General features: G+C 67.8%; 18 protein-coding genes. 6 read left to right on the top strand and 12 right to left on the bottom strand.

The genetic code is table 11. From position 1 onward, the window contains the following. Position 1: 1 nt before the first annotated feature. The gene (mobA, locus tag BMZ69_RS06210) at positions 2 to 649 is read right to left on the bottom strand and encodes a molybdenum cofactor guanylyltransferase MobA (protein ID WP_092155690.1); all 648 of its coding nucleotides are present in this window, start codon (positions 647 to 649) and stop codon (positions 2 to 4) included. Positions 650 to 704: 55 nt separating this feature from the next. After that, positions 705 to 1223: a DUF2478 domain-containing protein gene (locus tag BMZ69_RS06215; protein ID WP_175506678.1), complete on the bottom strand. Its 519-nt coding sequence runs from the start codon at positions 1221 to 1223 to the stop codon at positions 705 to 707. Between the two features lie 175 nt (positions 1224 to 1398). On the opposite strand from BMZ69_RS06215, the gene BMZ69_RS06220 reads away from it, so the two are divergent. Together BMZ69_RS06220 and BMZ69_RS06225 are read left to right on the top strand one after the other, a co-directional pair. Then, positions 1399 to 2658 carry a peptide ABC transporter permease gene (locus BMZ69_RS06220; RefSeq protein ID WP_139218985.1) on the top strand — a complete coding sequence of 420 codons (1260 nt, stop codon included), beginning with the start codon at positions 1399 to 1401 and terminating at the stop codon, positions 2656 to 2658. 73 nt (positions 2659 to 2731) lie between these two features. Further along, entirely contained in the window at positions 2732 to 2956 is a 225-nt protein-coding gene (locus BMZ69_RS06225) for a hypothetical protein (RefSeq protein ID WP_092155693.1), read from the top strand. A gap of 10 nt (positions 2957 to 2966) precedes the next feature. Here the strand turns inward: BMZ69_RS06225 and BMZ69_RS06230 are convergent, their stop codons facing one another. The 6 genes from BMZ69_RS06230 to argE form a co-directional block, all read right to left on the bottom strand. Beyond that, complete coding sequence (locus BMZ69_RS06230; RefSeq protein WP_092155694.1) at positions 2967 to 3959, bottom strand: ABC transporter ATP-binding protein; 993 nt, start codon at positions 3957 to 3959, stop codon at positions 2967 to 2969. Then, entirely contained in the window at positions 3956 to 4957 is a 1002-nt protein-coding gene (locus tag BMZ69_RS06235; RefSeq protein WP_092155695.1) for an ABC transporter ATP-binding protein, read from the bottom strand. The genes BMZ69_RS06230 and BMZ69_RS06235 overlap by 4 nt, the downstream gene beginning before the upstream one ends. Before the next feature lie 4 nt (positions 4958 to 4961). Then, entirely contained in the window at positions 4962 to 5909 is a 948-nt protein-coding gene (locus tag BMZ69_RS06240) for an ABC transporter permease (protein ID WP_092155696.1), read from the bottom strand. 8 nt (positions 5910 to 5917) lie between these two features. Further along, positions 5918 to 6898, bottom strand: coding sequence for an ABC transporter permease (locus BMZ69_RS06245; RefSeq protein ID WP_092155697.1), 981 nt, complete (start codon positions 6896 to 6898; stop codon positions 5918 to 5920). 104 nt (positions 6899 to 7002) lie between these two features. After that, positions 7003 to 8544 (bottom strand): ABC transporter substrate-binding protein, encoded by a 1542-nt coding sequence (locus BMZ69_RS06250; protein ID WP_244543251.1) that lies wholly within the window; start codon positions 8542 to 8544, stop codon positions 7003 to 7005. A 286-nt stretch (positions 8545 to 8830) separates the two neighbouring features. Continuing rightward, entirely contained in the window at positions 8831 to 9979 is a 1149-nt protein-coding gene (gene argE / locus BMZ69_RS06255) for an acetylornithine deacetylase (protein ID WP_244543230.1), read from the bottom strand. A gap of 152 nt (positions 9980 to 10131) precedes the next feature. Between argE and BMZ69_RS06260 the strand changes: the two genes are divergently transcribed. After that, positions 10132 to 11100: a threonine ammonia-lyase gene (locus tag BMZ69_RS06260; RefSeq protein WP_092155700.1), complete on the top strand. Its 969-nt coding sequence runs from the start codon at positions 10132 to 10134 to the stop codon at positions 11098 to 11100. Positions 11101 to 11149: 49 nt separating this feature from the next. Here the strand turns inward: BMZ69_RS06260 and BMZ69_RS06265 are convergent, their stop codons facing one another. Continuing rightward, the gene (locus tag BMZ69_RS06265; protein ID WP_092155701.1) at positions 11150 to 11752 is read right to left on the bottom strand and encodes a hypothetical protein; all 603 of its coding nucleotides are present in this window, start codon (positions 11750 to 11752) and stop codon (positions 11150 to 11152) included. A 95-nt stretch (positions 11753 to 11847) separates the two neighbouring features. Beyond that, entirely contained in the window at positions 11848 to 12798 is a 951-nt protein-coding gene (locus BMZ69_RS06270; protein ID WP_092155702.1) for a phosphoribosylaminoimidazolesuccinocarboxamide synthase, read from the bottom strand. 213 nt (positions 12799 to 13011) lie between these two features. Between BMZ69_RS06270 and BMZ69_RS06275 the strand changes: the two genes are divergently transcribed. Both BMZ69_RS06275 and BMZ69_RS06280 read left to right on the top strand, forming a co-directional pair. After that, complete coding sequence (locus BMZ69_RS06275) at positions 13012 to 14187, top strand: M20 aminoacylase family protein (RefSeq protein WP_092155703.1); 1176 nt, start codon at positions 13012 to 13014, stop codon at positions 14185 to 14187. Further along, positions 14184 to 15290 carry an NAD(P)/FAD-dependent oxidoreductase gene (locus tag BMZ69_RS06280; protein ID WP_092155704.1) on the top strand — a complete coding sequence of 369 codons (1107 nt, stop codon included), beginning with the start codon at positions 14184 to 14186 and terminating at the stop codon, positions 15288 to 15290. The genes BMZ69_RS06275 and BMZ69_RS06280 overlap by 4 nt, the downstream gene beginning before the upstream one ends. Before the next feature lie 115 nt (positions 15291 to 15405). On the opposite strand, the gene BMZ69_RS06285 is transcribed toward BMZ69_RS06280, so the two are convergent. Continuing rightward, positions 15406 to 15741, bottom strand: coding sequence for a GIY-YIG nuclease family protein (locus BMZ69_RS06285; RefSeq protein WP_092155705.1), 336 nt, complete (start codon positions 15739 to 15741; stop codon positions 15406 to 15408). A 100-nt stretch (positions 15742 to 15841) separates the two neighbouring features. On the opposite strand from BMZ69_RS06285, the gene BMZ69_RS06290 reads away from it, so the two are divergent. Beyond that, positions 15842 to 16405 (top strand): DUF2239 family protein, encoded by a 564-nt coding sequence (locus BMZ69_RS06290; protein ID WP_092155706.1) that lies wholly within the window; start codon positions 15842 to 15844, stop codon positions 16403 to 16405. On the opposite strand, the gene eda is transcribed toward BMZ69_RS06290, so the two are convergent. Continuing rightward, the gene (gene eda, locus BMZ69_RS06295) at positions 16402 to 17046 is read right to left on the bottom strand and encodes a bifunctional 4-hydroxy-2-oxoglutarate aldolase/2-dehydro-3-deoxy-phosphogluconate aldolase (protein WP_092155707.1); all 645 of its coding nucleotides are present in this window, start codon (positions 17044 to 17046) and stop codon (positions 16402 to 16404) included. The two genes, BMZ69_RS06290 and eda, sit on opposite strands and share 4 nt — an antisense overlap. Between the last annotated feature and the right edge of the window lie 5 nt (positions 17047 to 17051).

Raw genomic sequence — 17051 nt, forward strand, 5'->3', positions numbered from 1 at the left:
ATCACCGGCCCGCCCGGCCTCCATCAGGACCGAGCAGGGCGTGGAGCCGCTCCGCCTCGGCGAGATCGCCCAGCTGGTTGGCATTGAAGAAGGGATCGACCGGCGCCGCCGGCCATTCGACCGCGACGACGCCATGGCGAGCGGCCCAGCGGCCGACCTTGCGCTCATCCTCGACCGTGAGCGCATGGCGCAGATCATCGCGCAGCGAGGTCGGCCAGAGCCCGATCACGGGATGGGTCCGGCCATCCGAGGCGGCGCAGGCAAGCGCGACATTCGCCGCCGCGCGCTCCGCATGCAGCCGGACCACCAGATCGCGCGGGATGAAGGGCGTGTCGGCCGCGACGCTGACCAGCCAGTCCGCGCCCGGGCGGTTCGCGGCGAGCCAGTCGAGTCCGGCGAGGATGCCGGCGAGCGGCCCGGCGAAATCCGGAACGCTGTCGGCGACAACCGGCAGGCCGTACCCGGCAAAGCGTGAGGGATCGCCATTGGCGTTGAGCAGCAGCCCGTCGCATTGCGGCGCCAGCCGTTCGATCACATGGGCGAGGATGCTGCGTCCGGCGATGGTGCGCAGCGGCTTGTCGCCGCCGCCCATGCGGCGCGCCTGCCCGCCGGCGAGCAGGAGGCCGAAGGTTTCGGGCGCGGCCGGCATCACCGCCGCGCAGGCGCGCGAGCATGCCGGCCACCGAGGAGCGGCATCTCGAGCATCAGGCCGGCAGGCGCAACGCCGCCATCGCCCAATCGGTGACGGCGACGGCTTCGGGTGGCAGGCGCTGCCAGTCTTCGCCGGCGAAGTCCGACCAGGCGACGAGCATGTCGTCGCGCACGGCGGTCAGCAGCGGCAGGCCGGCGACGACACCTGCGGCGATCTCGGCGCGCAGGCCCTGGCCGAGCACTTCCTGCTTGCCGAACTTGTTGACGATCACGAGATCGATGGACCCGGTCAGCGCCTGTGCGACGGCGGCGCCGGCTGCGGCAAGTCCGGCCGGATCGAGCCGGCAGCCGGCCGAGCCCGCGCCACGATCCTCGCTGATCGGGAAGAGGCGGCCGGAGGCGAGGTCCTCGAGCGCCATGCTGGCGCAACCGTCCGGACAGTCGCCCCTGTTGTGCTGGACGACGCCGCCGAGCCGGACGGCCTCACGCTTCAGGGAGTCGGCAACCTCCGCCATCAGCGCATCGATGGGGAAGCCCGAGGAATAGACGATCGCGGCGAGCGGAGCAGTCATCGTCCCCCTCATCCCACGGAACGCCTGGCGCAGCCAGTGAACTTTCGGTGTTCAGCCTAGGCGATAATGCCGGCACAGTGTTGCAGCGCACCTACAGTCGAACGCCGCAGCCGGCGCTACTGTGAAATGGGCTGTTCCCGGCACCCCGGCCGGGCGCTGCCTGCCGAGTGCCCGCTTGCCCATGATCCGCCCGAACGCCCAGACGCCCCTCGATCCCGCGACCGACGCCGCGCTGCTCCTGCGCCGCCTCGGCTTCGCGACGCTGGCGCTCGCCTTACCTCTGGCCTCGCTGGTCTCGCGCCGCGCCGCCGTCGTGCTGGTGCCGATCGGGGTGATCCTTTTGTCGATCGCTGCGCTGATCGAGGCGCCACGCTGGTTCGCCGGCAATATCCGGGCTTCAATCTTCAGCCGTGCCGGCTTGACGCTGTGGGCGCTGGTCGGCTGGGCCGTGCTCTCGCTGATCTGGAGCCCCTATACCGGCTCGGCCACCGAGAAGGCGGCCAATCTCTTCCTCGCCGTAGCGCTCGGCTTTGCCGGCGCGGCGGCGCTGCCGGAGCGCATGCGCGCCTCGAACCTCAACCTCGCCGCGTTGGGTGCCGGCACCGCGGCGATCTTCGCACTCGGCCTGCTCCTGACCGAGGCGCTCGGCCCGGTCGACTCGCGCACGGCCGACGCTGCCGGCAGCGTCGAGCGCGGGATCAGCGTCGTGCTGATCATGTCATGGCCGGCGCTCGCCTGGCTCCTGTCGCGCGAACGCGGACTGACGGCGCTGGGGCTGGCGCTCGTCGTCGGCCTGCTCGCATTGTCGCGCATCGAGGACGGCGAGGCGATGGCGATGCTATGCGGCGCGATCGCCTTCGGCGCGGTCAGCGCCAACCGCATCGTCGGCGCCCGGCTGATGGGCGGGATCATGGCCGGGCTGATGCTGCTGGCCCCGCTCCTGCCCTTCCTGCTGCTGCCGTTCTTCCGGCTCTCGCCGGCGGTGTTCAGCACGGTCGGCACCGGGCTCGACATCTGGGCCGACATCATCTCGATCCGCCCGTTGCAACTCGTCACCGGCCACGGGCTCGACACGGTGCTGCGCGGGCGCACCACCGGGGCGCTACCGCTGGAGGTGCCCACCACCATCCTGTTCGAGACATGGTACGAGCTCGGCCTGGTCGGCGCGACGACGGCGGCGCTCTGCCTCTATTTCGCGGTCAGCGCCGCCGGCCGCATGCCGGGTGCCCTCGCGGCCGGGGGCGTCGCAGCCTATGTCACCGCCTTCGCGCTGGCGGCGCTCGGCTTCGCCTCGTTCCAGACCTGGTGGCTGATGACACTGACGGCCGTTGCCCTGCTCTTCACCGCCATCGCCCGCGGGCAGTACCGCACCGAGCGGCCGGTGGCGCCGCTGGGCCGGCGGCCGAAGGCGCCGAGCTTGCCGACAGGAGAGTGATCAGACACCGGTTTTCCCGCCGGCTGCGGAGCGCTATCATCGCGTCCCGTCCCGATCGGAAGGCTGGGCCACGATGCTTGCCGCAGACGATCCCCTCATCCTCGATCTCGTCGAATGGACCGCGCGCGAGGAGCGCAGCCATGCCGAGCTGATGGAGAGCTGGCGCACCTCCTGCCCGCGCCTGACGGTCTGGGAGGATGCCGTCGAGCACGGCTATCTCGCGCGCCAGGGCGGGCTGGTCACGGTGACGCGCAAGGGCTGGGACTTGCTCAGGGCGAGCGGCCGACGCGCCGCCTGAGCAACAAGGCCTACGCCGCTTCTCTCCCCGCATTCACCGCATGGCAGGCGACACCGTCGATCGCCGGCGGGTTCTCGACCCGGCAGCGGTCGAAGACCAGCGGGCAGCGCGGATGGAAGGTGCAGCCCGAGGGCGGGTTGATCGGGTTCGGAATCTCGCCCTTCACGCCCTCGCGCGGCTTGCCGATCATGGCGAGGTCCGGCACCGCGTCGAGCAGCATCCGCGTATAGGGATGGCGCGGGGCGGCGAAGAGCTGCTTGCCGTCGGAAACCTCGACCAGGCGGCCGAGATACATCACGCCGATGCGGGTCGCCATATGCCGGACGACCGCGAGGTTGTGGCTGATGAAGAGATAGGTCAGCCCGAACTTCTCCTGCAGATCGCGCATCAGGTTGAGGATCTGGGCCTGGACGGAGACGTCGAGCGCCGAGGTCGGCTCGTCGCAGACGATGAATTCGGCATTGGAGGCGAGCGCGCGAGCAATCGCGATGCGCTGGCGCTGGCCGCCGGAGAATTCGTGCGGGAACTTCTTGCCGTCGTCGGGATGCAGGCCGACCAGCGAGAGCAGTTCGCCGACGCGCTCAGTGACCGCAGCTTCGCCCCGGATGATGCCGAAGGCATGGATCGGTTCCGCGATGATCCGCCCGACGCGCCAGCGCGGATTGAGCGAGGCGTAGGGGTCCTGGAAGATCATCTGCATGCGCTTGCGCAGGCGCTGACGCTCCTGCGCCGCCTTGGCGTCGAACATCGAGACGCCGTCGATCGAGACCGTGCCGCCGGACGGGTTCAGCAGGCCGACGACCATGCGCGCCACGGTCGATTTGCCCGAGCCGGACTCGCCGACGAGCGCAAAGGTCTCGCCCTTGCGGATGTCGAAGGAGACGCCGTCGACGGCCTTGAGATACTGCTTGTCCTGGCGCTCCAGAACCCGGTTGAGCCAGGGCTTGGAGACGTCGAAGACGCGCTTGAGGTCACGGACCTGGACGAAGGCTTTGTCGCTCACGCGGCGATCTCCGTCTTGCCGGCCGGCGCCTTGGCCTTGTCGTAGAGGTGGCAGGCGACCTGGTGGCCGCCGACATCGATGAGCTCCGGCCGATCGACGCGGCAACGATCGAACACTTTCGAGCAGCGCGGATTGAAGGCGCAGCCCTGGGGGATGCTGGAAAGCCTGGGCATCGAGCCCGGGATCTGCACGAGCCGCTCGGCATCGCCAGTGATCGAGGGGATCGCGCCCATCAACCCTTGCGTATAGGGGTGGAGCGGCTGCTTGATCACCTCCCGCACCGGGCCGATCTCGGCGACGCGGCCGGCATACATCACCGCGACGCGGTCGGCCGTCTCTGCGATGACGCCCATGTCGTGGGTGACCAGCATCACCGAGGTCCCGCGTTCCTGGCAGAGCCGCTTGATCAGGGCGATGATCTGCGCCTGCACGGAGACGTCGAGCGCCGTCGTCGGCTCGTCGGCGATGATGAATTCCGGCTCGGCGCAGAGCGCGAGCGCGATGACGACGCGCTGGCGCATGCCGCCGGAGAATTCGTGCGGATAGCCGTCGATGCGCCGCTCCGGCGCGGGGATGCCGACCTCGTCGAGCAGAGCGATGGCGCGCTTGCGGGCATCGGCCACGTTGAGATCGGTATGGGTCTGGATCGTTTCGATCAATTGCTCGCCGACCCGGTAGAGCGGGTTCAGGCTGGTCAGCGGGTCCTGGAAGATCATGCCGATGCGCTTGCCGCGGACGCGGCGCATCTGCTCGGGCGGGAGATGGTCGACGCGCTCGCCGGAGAGCACGACCTTGCCGTCGGCGATGCGGCCGGGCGGGTCGATCAGGCCGATGATGGCCGAGCCGGTGACCGATTTGCCAGCACCGGATTCGCCGACGACGCCGAGCACCTCGCCCCGGGCGATGTCGAAGGAGATCTTGTCGAGGGCGCGCAGCGTGCCGCGGCGGGTGACGAACTCGACGGTGAGATCCTGGACGGAGAGGACGGTCTCGCTCATCGGCTCACCTCAACCGCGGGTTCAGGGCGTCGCGCAGCCAGTCGCCGAGCAGGTTCACCGCCAGCACGAGGATCGCCAGCGTCACGCCCGGGAAGGTGACGATCCACCAATCGCCGGAGAACAGATAGCGGTTGCCGATCGAGATCAGCGTCCCGAGCGAAGGCTGCGTCGGCGGCAGGCCGACGCCGAGGAAGGAGAGCGTCGCCTCGGTGATGACGGCGAGCGCGAGATTGATGGTCAGGATGACCAGCACCGGGCCAATCACGTTCGGCAGGACATGGCGCAGCATGATGAGGGGCGCTGGCAGGCCGACGAGGCGCGCCGCCTGGACATAGTCCTTGTTGCGCTCGACCAGGGTCGAGCCGCGGATGGTGCGGGCGTACTGCACCCAGAAGGAGAGCCCGATCGAGATCACCAGTACATAGAGCGCGGTGTCCTCGCGGTTGGCGTGCTTGAAGATGCCGCGCACGACGCCGTCGATCAGCAGGGCGATCAGGATCGCCGGGAAGGTCAGCTGCACGTCGGCGATGCGCATGATCAGCGAATCGACGCGGCCGCCGAGATAGCCGGCGAGCAGGCCGAGCGTGATGCCGATCGTCGCCGCCAGCGCGACGCCGAGCAGGCCGACGATCAGCGAGACGCGCAGGCCATAGAGGATCGCCGAATAGAGATCCCGGCCCTGGTCGTCCGTGCCGAGGATGAACTTCGGGTCGCCGCCATCCTGCCAGGCCGGCGGGATGTTGGCGTCGGCGAGGAAGACCGTCGCCGGGTCGAAGGGGTTGGTCGGCGCGATCCAGGGCGAGAAAAAGGCGCCGACGAACAGCACCAGCACGATCACGGCGGCGACCATCGTCACCTTGGAGCGCAGGAAGCTCGCGAGAATGTCGCTGTCGAGGATGCGGAACCAGAGCGAGGGCGGATGCTTCGCAGGGGATGTGGGTTGCGCGCTCATGACCGGCCTCAATGCGCCCCGACCGTCGCGCGCAGGCGCGGATCGACCAGCGCGTAGAGCAGGTCGACGATCAGGTTGATGCTGACGAACAGGAAGGAGATCAACATGAGATAGGCGGCCATGATCGGGATATCGACCTGCTGCACCGCCTTGAGGAAGAGCAGGCCCATGCCCGGCCACTGGAACACAGTCTCGGTGATGATGGCGAAGGCGATGATCGAGCCGAGCTGCAGGCCGGCAATGGTGATGACCGGCACCAGCGTGTTCTTCAGCGCATGGCCGAAATGGATGGCGCGCGTCTTGAGGCCGCGGGCGCGGGCGAACTTGATGTAGTCGGTCCGCAGCACCTCCAGCATCTCGGCCCGGACGAGGCGCATGATCAGCGTCATCTGGAACAGGCCGAGCGTGATCGAAGGCAGGATCAGTGCCTTCCAGCCGGAGGCGGTCAAAAGCCCGGTCGTCCACCAGTTGCCGAGCTTGACCACCTCGCCGCGCCCGAAGGAGGGCAGCCAGCCGAGCGTGACCGAGAACAGGTAGATCAGCAGGATGCCGATCAGGAAGGTCGGCAGGCTGATGCCGACCAGCGAGACCGTCTGGAAGATCTTCGCCAGCCAGCTGTCGCGGCGCAGCGCCGTGTACACGCCCATGGGGATGCCGACCAGAAGCGAGAACAGCGCCGACATGAAGGCGAGCTCCAGCGTCGCCGGGGCGCGCTCGCCGAGCAGCGAGATCACCGGCAGGCGGAACTGGTAGGAGACGCCAAACTCGAGCCGCGCGGCATTGTAGATGTAGCGCGCGAACTGGACGATGACCGGCTCGTCGAGACCGAGCGTCTGGCGCAATTGCGCGACCTGCTCCTGCGGCGTGTCGACGCCGACCATCTGGTTCACGGGGTCGCCGACGAAGCGGAACATGGCGAAGGCGATGAGCGCGACCGCGAGCATCACGATCAGCGACTGGAACAGCCGGCGCAGGACAAATGCGAGCATGGTCGCCCTTACAAGGAATCGGAAGCCGGCCCGTACGGGACGGCGTCAAAGCTGCAGATGGAGAAAGGGCGCGTCGGCTCCTCGCCTCCGCGCCCTTCAAACCCTCACTGCTCCTTGGTGGCGTAGTAGAGCAGCACCGAATTGTCGGCGCGCTGGGCGAGCTTCACCTTCTTCGACACACCCCAGGCCAGGGCCTGCTGGTGCAGCGGGATGTAGGAGAACTCGTCGACGGTCATCTTGTAGGCTTCGCCGATCATGGCGTTGCGCTTGGCGGTGTCGGACTCGACCAGGATCTTGTCGGTCAGTTCGTCGACCTTCTTGTTGCAGTAATTGCCGAGGTTCGACTCGCCGCGCGAGGAACCGGCGACATCGCGGCAGCCGAGGATGTCGTAGAGGACATTGTGGCTGTCGAAGGTGCCGGGGGTCCAGCCGAGCAGGTAGAACGAGGTCTTGTAGCCGCCGGGCTTCAGCACCTTGGCGAAATACTGCGCCTTGGGCTGGGCGTTGAGGTTCACCTTGATGCCGATGCGGGCGAGCATGCCGACGACGGCTTGGCAGATCTGGCCGTCGTTGACGTAGCGGTCGTTCGGGCAATCCATGCCGAGCTCGAAGCCCTGCGGGTAGCCGGCCTCGGCGAGCAGCTTCTTGGCGGCTTCGGTGTCGAACTTGGCGCGGGTGAAGCCGGCATGCGGATAGAGCTCCGGCGCGATCATCAGCGGCGACGGGGTCGAGAGCCCGCGCATGACGCGGCTCTTGATCGTCTCGATGTCAATCGCCTGGTAGAAGGCCTGACGGACCTTCGGGTCCTTGAACGGGTTCTTGCCCTTGACGCTCGATTCGAGCAGCTCGTCGCGGGTCTGGTCGAAGCCGAGGAAGATGGTGCGCAGCTCGGGGCCGGTCAGGACCTGGGCGTTGCCCGAAGCGTTGACGCGCTGGATGTCCTGGATCGGAACCGGCTCGATCACGTCGACCTCGCCGGAGAGAAGCGCGGCGACGCGCGTGGCGTCCGAGGAGATCGGCGTGAAGATGATCTCCTTGATGTTGCCTTCGATCTTCTTCCAATAGTTCTCGTTGAGCTTGAAGACGGTCTTCACGCCCGGCTGGTGGCTCTCGATCCTGTAGGGGCCCGTGCCGTTGGCGTTGAGCGAGGCGTGGCTCGGGGTGGTGGCGGCCGCCGGGGTCGGGGCGACGGCGTTGTTCGCCTCCGCCCACTTCTTCGACATGATGTACCAGGTGTCCCACTGCGCGTTCAGGATCGGGTTCGGCGCGGTCAGGATCACATCGACCGTGTGGTCGTCGACCTTGACGAACTTGGCGCTGGTCGGGATGCGGGTGGTGAAGTTCGAGCCCTGGGCGCGGACGCGGTCGGCCGAGAAGATCACGTCATCGGCGGTGAAATCCGAGCCGTCATGGAACTTGACGCCCTTGCGCAGGAAGAAGCGCCATTTCAGGCCGTCCGCCGAAATCTCCCACTTCTCGGCGAGGGCCGGCTCGATCTTGAGGTCCTTGCCGCGCGCGGTCAGGCCCTCATAGGGATGGCCGAGATGGGCGTTGGTGGTGGTTTCGTTGACGGTATAGGGGTCGAGCGACTTGAGCTCGCCCTGGTTGGCGTATCGCAAGGTCTGGGCTTGCGCAGCCCCGCACATCAAGGCCAGGGCGGCTACGGCTGCCAGGCAATGGGTCTTGAACGACATGTGAGACTGCTCCCGTTTGGTTAGAAACCACTCCTCCCCAGGAGCGGTGCCGGCCACCTGCTTATTTTGGCGGCAGGCCGACGAAGGCGGCAGATTAATGACGGTTCGAAGCCCGCGTCCAGTGCGGCCGATCGACTTCGTTCCAGATCGAACTTTGTTGCGAATACAACTAATGTGACGCACGAAGCTGCGAAGGACGGGGTGAACACCCGCAAGGAAGCACCCCGCCCCTTTCGCCTCAGCGGGCCAGCTCCGCGATCAGCGCGCGGACGAAGGCTGTGCCGGCGTCGAGCTGGGCCACGGTGAGGAACTCGTCCGGCTGATGCGCCTGGGCGATGTCGCCGGGGCCGCAGACCACGGTCGACCAGCCTGCCGCCTGGAACAGGCCGCCCTCGGTGCCGTAGGCAACGACATGGCTGGCATTGTCGCCAGTGATGCGGCGCGACAGCGTCTCGGCGGCGCCTTCCTTCTCCGGCGCCAGCGGCGGGGTCTGGGAGGTGATCTCCATGGTGATGCCGGTTTCGGGCGCGATCGCCTTCATCGGCCCCTCCAGCTCGGCGATCTTCGCCCGGTAGCGCGCGACATAGTCCGTATCGTCGCCGGGCATGACCCGGACCTCGTGGCTGAAGCTGGCATGCTCGGCGGTGATGTTGACCGCGGTGCCGCCGGCGACGACGCCGACATGCAGCGTCGAATAGGGCGGCTCGAACGGGATGCCAGGCTGCGCATTCGCCTTGTTCTGCGCCATCACCTCGTCGTGCCAGGCGATCAGCTTGCCGGCGACCATCACCGCGGGCACGCCGATGTCGACGCGGCTCGAATGCACGGCATGTCCGCGCACCGTCGTCTTCATGCGGGTACCGCCCTTGTGGCCGGTGACGACCTGCATCATCGAGGGCTCGCCGACGATCACCGCCGAGGGCTTCAGGCCCGCCTCCACCATGGCCTCGATCATGATCGCGGCGCCGATGCAGCCGACCTCCTCGTCATAGGAGAGAGCGATGTGGAAGGGCCGCTTCAAGCCCGCTTCGAGCATCTCCGGTACCAGCGCCAGCGCGATCGCGTCGAAGCCCTTCATGTCGCAGGAGCCGCGGCCATAGAGCTTGCCGTCGCGCTCGGTCAGCGTCCACGGATCGGAGCTCCAGTCCTGGCCCTCGACCGGGACGACGTCGGTATGACCGGAGAGGACGATGCCGCCTTCGATCTTGGGGCCGACGGTCGCATAGAGATTGGCCTTCTGCCCGTCCGGGCTCGGCACGATCGTGCTCTCGACGCCGTGCGCGGCGAGATAGTCGCGGCAGAAATGGATCAGATCGAGATTGCTGCGCCAGGACTCGGTGTTGAACGACACCAGCTTGGCCAGCATCTCCTTGGGGGAATAACGCACGGGTGAAAATCTCCAGAAAACGGCCTAGAGGCAGGAACCGTGCCGGCAGGCTACGCTGGCATTGCCTGTCGTCAATCGCTTCTGCGCGCTTGACCGGGCTGCGCCGGGCGCGCTGATGTGCCGGCCAAGCAAAGCTACCGCGTGAGTCCGCCATGTCCTTCGACGTCTCCCTCGCCGACATCCAGGCCGCCGCCAACCGCATCGCCGGCAAGGTCCGGCGCACGCCGACCTTCATGAGCGCCGGCCTCTCGGCAAGGCTCGGCGTCGAGACCGTGGTCAAGGTCGAGAGCCTGCAGCTCGCCGGCTCGTTCAAGGTGCGCGGCTGCTACAACAAGCTGCTGGGCCTGTCCGAGGCCGAGCGGGCGCGCGGCGTCGTCACCGTCTCCGGCGGCAACCACGCCATCGCCGTCTCGCTGGTCGCCAGCATGCTCGGCATCAGGGCGCTGGTGCTGATGCCGAAGAACGTCGCTCCGCTCAACATCCGCCTGACGCAGGAGGCCGGCGGCGAAGTCGAGCTCTGCGAGGACGCGCTCGCTGCCTTCTCCAAGGCGGAGGAGTATGAAGGCAAGGGCATGACCCATGTCCACTCCTATGACGACCCGGCGATCATCGCCGGCCATGGCACGGTCGGCCTCGAGCTTGCGGCCGATGCCGGCGGGCGGATCGACCATGTCTTCATCTCGATCGGCGGCGGCGGCTTCTCGGCCGGCGTCGGCGCGGCGCTGAAGGGGCTCGACCCGGCCGTCCGCATCCATGGCGTCGAGACCGAGGGCGCCACCACGATGACCCAGGCGCTCGAAGCCGGAAAGCCGGTGCCGATCCGCCCGACCTCGATCGCGCGCACGCTCGGCGCACCCTTCGCGACCGAGCGGACGATGGCGGCGGCGCGCCAGTTCCTCGAGGAGATCGTCGTCGTGCCCGATGCCGAGGCGGTGCGCGAGCTGGTCTGGGTGCTGCAGAACGGCCGGGTCCTGCTCGAACCGGCAGCGTCCTGCACGGTCGCCGCGGCGATGGCGCGCAAGGACCAGTTCGAGCCGGGCGAGCGGGTCGCACTGGTGCTGTGCGGCTCGAACGTCTCGCTCGACGACATCGAGCGCTGGCGCCAGGAATTCGGGGTCTGAGATGGCCTGACGGCGCGCCACAGACGCGCCTTCAAGCGATCTGGCGTCCCTAGGGAACGACGCTGCCGCGAGCCCGCCCGCCGGCGACGCGGCAGGAGCAGCCGGCCCCGAGATCGGATGGATTGATCAACTGGCAGGTCCGCACGGGCGTCTGGCAGTAATTGCCGATGCCCGATGACACAGGAGCGGCGTAGTAAGGTCCGGCGTAGTACGGCCGGCGATAATAATAGGACGAGTCGTAATAGCCGGAGTCGCCATAGTAATAGGGGTAAGCAGCAGCGGCGCCCAGAACGGTACCCGCCGCCAAGGCTCCAGCACCCCAGCCCCAGCCGCCGCCGTAATAGCCACGCCGCCAATAGCCCGGGCGACCGTAATAGCCGCCACCGCCATACCAGCGACCCGGCCGGTAGCCCCAGCCGGCGCCGCGGTAGAAGCCGCCGCGATAGCCATAGCCGCCCGCGCGAAAGCCGCCGAAGTTCCGTCCCGCCAGGCCGAAACGCTGTCCACCACCGAACGCACCGCCGCCGAAGCCACCGGCGCGGATACCCCCGCCGTGGAAGCCTCTGCCACCCCACCCTTGCGCCGAAGCGTCATGGGCGGTGAAGACGAAGATGGGAACGAGCGAAGCGGCGAGAACGATCAGGCGGCGCATGGCAGCCTCCGTTGGCGGCAAGGGCAGTCGACTACCATTAACGCGCGAGCACTGCGGCGGTTCCGTGGCGACGGCTCCGGCAGTCGGAACCCGCCTCAGACATAGCGCGCCAGATTCCGCCTGATCCGCTCCAGCGGCGGCACATCGGGTGCCGGCGGCTCGAACGCCTTGCCGGTGATCGTCTCGAAGGCCTTGATATAGACCTGCGAGGTCTGCTCGATCAATTCGTCCGGGATCGCGGGGATCGGCTCGTTATAGGGGTCGCAGCGCGCCGCCACCCAGTTGCGTACGAAATCCTTGTCGAAGCTTTCGGGCTTCTCTCCTCTGGCGAAGCGCTCGGGATAGCTGCCGGCGAACCAATAGCGGCTCGAATCAGGCGTGTGGATCTCATCGGCCAGGATGATCCGGCCCTCGGCGTCGGTGCCGAATTCGTATTTGGTGTCGGCGAGGATGAGGCCGCGCTCGGCGGCGAGCGTCTGGCCGCGGGCGAAGAGCTTCAGCGCATAGTCGGAGAGCGTCTCCCATTGCGCCTGGGTCAGCAGCCCTTGCTCCAGTATCTGCGCCGGCGAGAGCGGCTCGTCATGGCCACCATCGAAGGCCTTGCTGGTCGGGGTGATGATCGCCTGCGGCAGCGCCTCGTTGTCCCTGAGACCGTCGGGGAAGCGGGCGCCGTACATCTCGCGCTGCCCTTGCTTGTACATGGTCAGGATCGAGGTGCCGGTGGTGCCGGCGAGATAGCCGCGCACCACGATCTCCACCGGGAGAATGTCGAGCCTCTTGCCGACCACGACGTTCGGGTCGGGATAGTCGAGGACGTGGTTGGGGCAGATATCGACGGTCTGCTCGAACCAGAAGCGCGCGGTCTGCGTCAGCACCTGCCCCTTGAACGGGATGCAGGCGATGGCGCGATCGAAAGCGCTGAGCCGGTCGGTGGCGATGATGATGCGGCGCCCGTCCGGCAGGTCGTAATTCTCGCGGACCTTGCCGCGATAATGGTTCGGCAGCTCCGGGATGGTGACATCGCGAATGGTGTTCGCCTCGGACATGGGGATGCTCGTGAGCTCGGGATCGCCCGGAGCGACACTCTCCGGCTGCGTGGCTCTTAACGGTTTCGTGGCGATGTGGACAGCGCGCACCACGCATTCGCCAGTCTCCCACCCCTCATGCCGCAATCGGCTTGGACAGGACGCATGGCTCCGGGCTAGCGTGCGCGCCTGGCAACCCGTTTTCTGCCAAGCTGCAGACCAGCCGAGGACATCATGCCCAAATCCGATCTCATCGCCGCGATCGAACCCGAGATCAGCGCGATCCGCCGCGACTTCCATCGCCATCCCGAGCTGCTCTTCGACGTGCAGCGCACCGCCGGCATCGTCGCCGACAAGCTGAAGGAATGGGGCGTCGACGAGATCGTCACCGGGATCGGGCGCACCGGCGTCGTTGGCGTGATCAAGGGCAAGGGCCAGGAGTCCGGCAAGGTCATCGGCCTGCGCGCCGACATGGACGCTCTGCCGATCCATGAGGAGACCAATCTCGAGCACCGCTCGACCGTGCCCGGCAAGATGCACGCCTGCGGCCATGACGGCCACACCGCCATGCTGCTGGGCGCCGCCAAGTATCTGGCGCAGACCCGCGATTTCGACGGCACCGCGATCGTGATCTTTCAGCCGGCCGAGGAAGGCGGTGGTGGCGGCCGCGAGATGTGCAAGGACGGGCTGATGGAGCGCTTCGGCGTGCAGGAGGTCTATGGCCTGCACAACATGCCCGGCCTGCCGATCGGCCAGTTCGCCATCCGCAAGGGCCCGATGATGGCGGCGGCCGACCGCTTCCTGATCAAGCTGGAAGGCCGCGGCGGCCACGCCGCCAAGCCGAACGAGACGATCGACCCGCTGGTTTCCGCCTGCCAGATCGTCACCTCGCTGCAGACGATCGCCTCACGCAATGCCGACCCGCTCGATTCCGTCGTGGTCTCGGTCACCGCGCTGCAGGCTGGCGAAGCCTTCAACGTCATCCCGCAGCATGCGGTGATCAAGGGCACGGTCCGCTCGCTCTCGCCGGAGATGCGCGACCTCGCCGAGAAGCGCTTCCGCGAGATCGTCACCGGCACCTGCCAGGCCTTCGGCCTGACCTTCGAGATCGAATACGAGCGCGGCTATCCCGTCACCTTCAACCATGCCGGCCAGACCGACTTCGTCACCAGCGCGACGAAGAGCGCCTTCGGCAAGGAGGCGATCGACACCACGGTGCCGCCGACCATGGGCTCGGAGGATTTCTCCTTCATGCTGGAGGAGCGGCCGGGCGCCTACATCTTCATGGGCAATGGCGAGTCCGCCGGGCTGCACCACCCGGCCTATGAGTTCAACGACAAGGCGATTCCGGTGGGCATGACCTACTGGGCGAGCCTCGTCGAGATGGCGATGCCGCAGCGCGCGGCATGAGCGACATCGATTGCCTGGTGATCGGGGCCGGCGTCGTCGGCCTCGCGACGGCGCGCGCGCTTGCGCTCGCCGGCCGCGAGGTCGTGATCGCCGAGGCCGCGGACGGCATCGGCACGCAGACCTCGGCGCGCAACAGCGAGGTCATCCATGCCGGCATCTACTACCCGCCGGGCTCGCTGAAGGCGCGGGTCTGCGTCGAGGGGCGCAAGCTCCTCTACGCCTATCTCAGCGAGCGCGGCCTGCCGCACAAAGCCTGCGGCAAGCTGATCGTCGGCACTCATGCCGGCCAACGCCCGGCGCTGGAGACGATCGCAGCGCGCGCCGAAGCCTCCGGCGTCACCTCGCTGCGCTGGCTCGATGGCACGCAGGCGAAGGCGCTGGAGCCGGAGGTAACCTGCGAGGTCGCCCTGCTCTCGCCCGAGACCGGCGTTATCGACAGCCATGCCCTGATGCTGTCGCTGCTCGGTGAATGCGAGGCGGCCGGCGGCTCGCTCGCCCTGAACACGCCGATCCTGGCCTGGCGGCGCGAGGCCTATGGCTTCAGCGTCGATTTCGGCGGCGCGGACCCGGCGACCTATACCGTAAACACTGTGGTGAACGCGGCCGGCCATGGCGCGCCACGCCTGCTCGGCAAGCTCGACGGCGTCCCGGCCGCGCATGTGCCGAAGCAATCCTTCGCCAAGGGGAACTACTTCTCGCTGCTCGGCAAGCAGCCCTTCAGCCACCTCGTCTATCCCGTACCGGAAGCGGCGGGCCTCGGCATCCACGCCACCATCGACATGGCCGGGCGCGTCAAGTTCGGGCCTGACGTCGAATGGGTCGAGGACGACCAGGACCTCGTCGTCGATCCCGCCCGCGCCGAGAAGTTCTACGCGGCGATCCGGACCTATTGGCCTGGCCTGCCGGACAATGCGCTCGTCGCCGACTATGCCGGCATCCGGCCGAAGCTGCACGGACCGACGGAGCCGATGCCGGACTTCCGCATCGACGGTCCGGCGGTCCATAGCGTGCCCGGGCTGGTCAACCTGCTCGGCATCGAGAGCCCCGGGTTGACGAGCTCGCTCGCGATCGCGGATCTGGTGGTCGAGCGGCTGGCGGGCTGATGCCCTCTTCCGTCATGGTCGGGCTTGTCCCGACCATCCACGTCTTCCTTCACCAAGTCCGGTGTTCAAGACGTGGATGCTCGCCACAAGGGCGAGCATGACGGTGCGGTTCGGCTTACACCGCTTCCGCCCCCAGCTCCACGCACCAATGCGCCAGCCGCGCCTTCATGACGCGCTCGCGGCCGGCCTCCAGCGCCTTCTCATCGAGCCGCTCGACCTCCTCGAAGGCGAAGGCGTCCTCGCCATGAGCGTTCCAGGCGACCTGCAAGCTCTGTCCGCGGTGGCCGCCATGGCGCAGCGTGAACCAGACGCGATTCTGAATCGTCGAAAGGTCCGGCGCCTGCCCTACCCAGCACTCGCCGCTCACAAGGCAACGCAGCAGATAGATGCCGGCCACGATCTTGCGTTCCTTGTAGGCCGCTACGGCGAGCTTCCTGTCTTCGTGACGCATCGCGCCCTCCTTTCGATGAGGTCGCGGCCAATATCACCCGGGCAATATTGACTCAAGTATTTTTATCCGGGTATTTAATGGCATCACTCAGGAACCGATCATGTCCGACGCCGACCGCCTTTCGACAGCCTTCGACGGCAATAGCATCTTGGCCCGCGGCCGCCTGGCCGAGGTCGCTCTTGCCGTCCAGCAACGCCTGCACGCGCGCCCGGAAGCGGCGCTGCTGACTTTCGACGATACGACCGGGCGGGTGATCGATCTTGATCTGCGCGGTACGCCGGCCGAGATCGTGGCGAGGCTAGGTGACGAGCCGCGCGGACGCGGCCGGCCGAAGCTCGGCGTGGTCGCGCGCGAGGTGACCTTGCTGCCGCGGCATTGGGAATGGCTCTCGGCGCAGCCCGGCGGGGCCTCGCAGGCGCTGCGTCGCCTGATCGACGAAGCCAGGCGCGGCGATCGGGGCGAGACGCATGGGCGCATCGCCCGCGAAGCGGCTTACCGTTTCATGAACGCGCTCGCTGGCAATCTGCCAGGCTTCGAGGAGGCGACGCGCGCTCTCTTCGCCAATGACGAGATCGGCTTCTTCCGGCAGGCGGCGGGCTGGCCGGCCGACATCCGCACCTATGCGCAGGAGCTCGCCTGGAGCGCGGTGCGGAGCGAAGACTAGCCGCGCAGCTCGGCGACCTTCTCGCGCGCCTCCCGCGACAGCTTCGTGACCTGTGCCCAGTCGCGATTCTTCACCGCATCGGCCGGGACGAGCCAGGAGCCGCCGACGCAGATCACCTGCGGCAACGCGAGGTAATTGCCGAGATTGGCGAGCGAGACGCCGCCGGTCGGGCAGAACTGCATCTGCGGGAACGGGCCGGAGAGCGCCTTGAGGCCGGCGACGCCGCCGGCCTGCTCGGCCGGGAAGAACTTGCAGGTGAGGCGGCCGGCCGAGACGGCGCGCATGCAGTCTGACGCCGTCGCGACGCCCGGCAGCCAGGGCAGCCCGGTCTTGCGCATGGCCTCATCGACGCTCTCGGTGAAGCCGGGGCTGACCACGGCGAGCGCACCGGCATTCTGGACCTCGGCGGCCTGGGCCGGCGTCACCACCGTGCCGGCGACGGGCAGGATGCCCGGCACCTTCTTGGCCACGACCTCGAGCGCCGCCATCGCGGCCGGACGGCGCAAGGTGATCTCGATCACGTCGATGCCGCCGGCGAGCAGGGCCTCCGCCAGCGGCACGGCGATCTCGGCCTCGTCGATGACGACGACGGGGACGACCGCGCAGGCCTTGAGGCGGGCGATTTCGGGAGCGATCGACATCGGCA

It is taken from the genome of Allobosea sp. CRIB-10 (assembly GCF_900112185.1).
Taxonomy (GTDB): domain Bacteria; phylum Pseudomonadota; class Alphaproteobacteria; order Rhizobiales; family Beijerinckiaceae; genus Allobosea.

Coding starts and splice junctions, on each gene's coding strand:
- mobA (WP_092155690.1), bottom strand. CDS start 649: ATGCCGGCCGCGCCCGAAACCTTCGGCCTCCTGCTCGCCGGCGGGCAG.
- BMZ69_RS06215 (WP_175506678.1), bottom strand. CDS start 1,223: ATGACTGCTCCGCTCGCCGCGATCGTCTATTCCTCGGGCTTCCCCATC.
- BMZ69_RS06225 (WP_092155693.1), top strand. CDS start 2,732: ATGCTTGCCGCAGACGATCCCCTCATCCTCGATCTCGTCGAATGGACC.
- BMZ69_RS06235 (WP_092155695.1), bottom strand. CDS start 4,957: ATGAGCGAGACCGTCCTCTCCGTCCAGGATCTCACCGTCGAGTTCGTC.
- BMZ69_RS06240 (WP_092155696.1), bottom strand. CDS start 5,909: ATGAGCGCGCAACCCACATCCCCTGCGAAGCATCCGCCCTCGCTCTGG.
- BMZ69_RS06245 (WP_092155697.1), bottom strand. CDS start 6,898: ATGCTCGCATTTGTCCTGCGCCGGCTGTTCCAGTCGCTGATCGTGATG.
- BMZ69_RS06250 (WP_244543251.1), bottom strand. CDS start 8,544: ATGTGCGGGGCTGCGCAAGCCCAGACCTTGCGATACGCCAACCAGGGC.
- BMZ69_RS06260 (WP_092155700.1), top strand. CDS start 10,132: ATGTCCTTCGACGTCTCCCTCGCCGACATCCAGGCCGCCGCCAACCGC.
- BMZ69_RS06265 (WP_092155701.1), bottom strand. CDS start 11,752: ATGCGCCGCCTGATCGTTCTCGCCGCTTCGCTCGTTCCCATCTTCGTC.
- BMZ69_RS06270 (WP_092155702.1), bottom strand. CDS start 12,798: ATGTCCGAGGCGAACACCATTCGCGATGTCACCATCCCGGAGCTGCCG.
- BMZ69_RS06275 (WP_092155703.1), top strand. CDS start 13,012: ATGCCCAAATCCGATCTCATCGCCGCGATCGAACCCGAGATCAGCGCG.
- BMZ69_RS06280 (WP_092155704.1), top strand. CDS start 14,184: ATGAGCGACATCGATTGCCTGGTGATCGGGGCCGGCGTCGTCGGCCTC.
- BMZ69_RS06285 (WP_092155705.1), bottom strand. CDS start 15,741: ATGCGTCACGAAGACAGGAAGCTCGCCGTAGCGGCCTACAAGGAACGC.
- BMZ69_RS06290 (WP_092155706.1), top strand. CDS start 15,842: ATGTCCGACGCCGACCGCCTTTCGACAGCCTTCGACGGCAATAGCATC.
- eda (WP_092155707.1), bottom strand. CDS start 17,046: ATGTCGATCGCTCCCGAAATCGCCCGCCTCAAGGCCTGCGCGGTCGTC.